General features: G+C 45.4%; 2 protein-coding genes. One reads left to right on the forward strand and one right to left on the reverse strand.

Annotation, left to right across the window (positions count from 1 at the left end; translation table 11 throughout):
- The first annotated feature begins 396 nt into the window (after nt 1-396).
- Nucleotides 397-2,100: a GTPase HflX gene (gene hflX / locus EWV68_RS03935; RefSeq protein ID WP_287168890.1), complete on the forward strand. Its 1,704-nt coding sequence runs from the start codon at nt 397-399 to the stop codon at nt 2,098-2,100.
- A 117-nt stretch (nt 2,101-2,217) separates the two neighbouring features.
- On the opposite strand, the gene EWV68_RS03940 is transcribed toward hflX, so the two are convergent.
- Complete coding sequence (locus EWV68_RS03940) at nt 2,218-2,433, reverse strand: hypothetical protein (RefSeq protein WP_287168891.1); 216 nt, start codon at nt 2,431-2,433, stop codon at nt 2,218-2,220.
- Nucleotides 2,434-2,614: the final 181 nt, after the last annotated feature.

The following is a 2,614-nucleotide window of genomic DNA, read 5'->3' on the forward strand; positions in this document are numbered from 1 at the left end:
GAATTTTTCGACTTAGTTGCCGGCAGCTTGCCGCCAACTCACTCCTCTAGATAAGTATTTTGACTCACGCTCCTTCCTCTTTCGAGACGTTGTGACACTTAGGGTGCGGAATGTGGGTTTTACTATACAAGGGCTAGAGCAACTTTTGATTTCAACGACTAGGGTGCGGAATGTGGGTTAGTGAGAGAGAGTCTATCGTTCTCTAAAAAAATGGAGAATCACCTTGGGGAGCCCTTTGGTATTTTATCCATGACTACAATACCCAAGGAAGTAAAGGTTAAGCCGTCATCACTACTTCTGAATCAGCACCAAATTAGGTTACACTTCATCTTGATGAGAAACGCCCTCAAGGAGCAGCGAGTCTCATAATCGCTACAATAATAGATAAAATCCTAATTGCGAGGAAAGCCTATCGATACCATCTTCGGCAATACCCAGGGACTGAAAGCCAGTCAGATGAAACAGCTACAAAGGCTGTACCATGAACGCTTGCCTATTGATACTCTCACCACCCCAGAATTCGCCCAAAGACTGGCGGCTATCAGTACCGATATCCATCAACCCCTCTGCACCTATATCAACCGTCGCGGCCAGGTAATTCGTGTGGGAGTGGGAACCCCCCGACAAACCCAATTTTCTCTCTTGGAACTACCCCGCTACGGTTCCGAACGTCTTTGCGGAATTCGTTGTATCGCCACGGAACTCAAGCAGGAACCGCCAAAAGAATCCAGTTTAACCGCCATGGCTGTGCAAAGATTAGACGCACTGGTGATCTTAACCCTAACCGGCACAGGCATGATCCGTCGCGGTGGTGGGGCGACCGGTTATGTGGAGCAGGTCTATCTGGCGCATCTCATACCACAAAGTCAAACAGATGTCAATAGTAATATATACTGGTCTGTCTCCCCGCCCTTAAATCTAGAGGATTTAAGCAAACAGGACTTTTTAGAGTTAGTGGAAGGACTAGAGGCGGAGTTTCAGCGAGAATTTACCGCTATAACCGTTGATACAGCCGAAGATCGGGTGCTATTGGTTGGTTTAATCACCGACAATATGAGCGATCGCCAGTTCGAGGACGGTTTAAGCGAATTAGAACGTTTAGTTGATACCGCCGGGGGCAAAGTTTTGCAAGTCACCCGACAAAAACGGGATCATCCCCATCCTCAAACAGTGATCGGTTCGGGAAAAGTGGCAGAAATCGCCCTACAGGTGCAAACTTCGGGGGCTAATTTAGTTGTATTCAATCGCGACCTTTCTCCCGCCCAAATTCGCAATCTAGAGAACCAAATCGGGGTGAGAGTGGTCGATCGCACCGAGGTGATCCTGGATATTTTCGCCCAACGGGCCCAATCCCAAGCGGGTAAACTACAGGTAGAATTAGCCCAATTAGAATACACTTTACCCCGTCTCACTGGGCGCGGATTAGCTATGTCGAGATTAGGGGGAGGAATTGGCACTCGCGGACCGGGGGAGACAAAATTAGAAACAGAACGCCGAACTATTCAACGTCGTTTATCCCGTCTCCAGGATGAGGTGGATCAACTGCAAGCTCATCGTTCCCGTTTACGCAAACAACGGCAAAAACAAGATGTAGCCAGTGTGGCGATCGTCGGTTACACCAATGCGGGAAAATCTACTTTAATTAATGCGCTCACCGCTGCCGAAGTTTATACCGCCGATCAACTGTTTGCTACCCTCGATCCCACCACCCGACGCTTAACTATTACCGATCCCCTCACCCAAGTCTCTCACACCCTTTTACTAACCGATACGGTGGGTTTTATCCACGAATTACCCCCCTCGCTGGTGGATGCTTTTCGGGCAACTTTAGAGGAAGTAACGGAAGCAGACGCCTTACTCCATCTGGTGGATCTGTCCCATCCAGCTTGGGAAAGTCAGATTGCCTCGGTATTAAAAATCCTCTCGGAGATGCCGATTCAAACTGGTCCAATGTTAATGGTGTTTAATAAGTTGGATCAGGTAAAAAGCGACGATTTGGAAATAGCTAAGGAAAAATACCCCCAAGCTGTTTTTATCTCGGCTATTCGTCGGCTAGGATTGGAAACTTTAAAACAAAAGTTAATCGATTTAATCGCTTAATTATTGATACTAAATCTGTTGAGTATAGGCTACTTGTGAGGAGAGGCAAGAGGCAAGAGGCAAAAGGAGGAATAAATAATCAGTTTTTAATAACCGGATTTGGTATGATTATAACTATCATCTATTAGCCCCAAGATAAATTAACTCGGTATCGGGAAGCTTACCAAATATTTTTTCGGAATAGTGTAAAAGCTCATCATTTTTGATTAACTTCAAAAACTCGTCATTGTCAAGAAATAGTTTCCAGCGATTAGTCACATCCATCTGTTGAGCATTGCCAGTAAAGTTCTGCTGTTCAAAGGAACTGCCACCACCATAACTACTAACTAACATAATTTAAGCCACCATCAGAAAACTCTAGATTAAGAGCGGCGGAAATTTTTCGGCGATAACTAATATCTGAACTTACCCCATACATATATACCATAACAGCCGAAAACCCTTATCCATCAATGGATACACCCCCTTAACTTTTCTTAATGTACCCATGTAATTTGTAACATTTCTTAATGGA

The organism is Microcystis sp. M_QC_C_20170808_M9Col (assembly GCF_007095495.1).
Taxonomy (GTDB): Bacteria; Cyanobacteriota; Cyanobacteriia; order Cyanobacteriales; family Microcystaceae; genus Microcystis; species Microcystis aeruginosa.

Excerpts from the sequence above, each read along its gene's own strand:
- EWV68_RS03940 (WP_287168891.1), bottom strand. The coding sequence starts at position 2,433 with ATGTTAGTTAGTAGTTATGGTGGTGGCAGTTCCTTTGAACAGCAGAAC.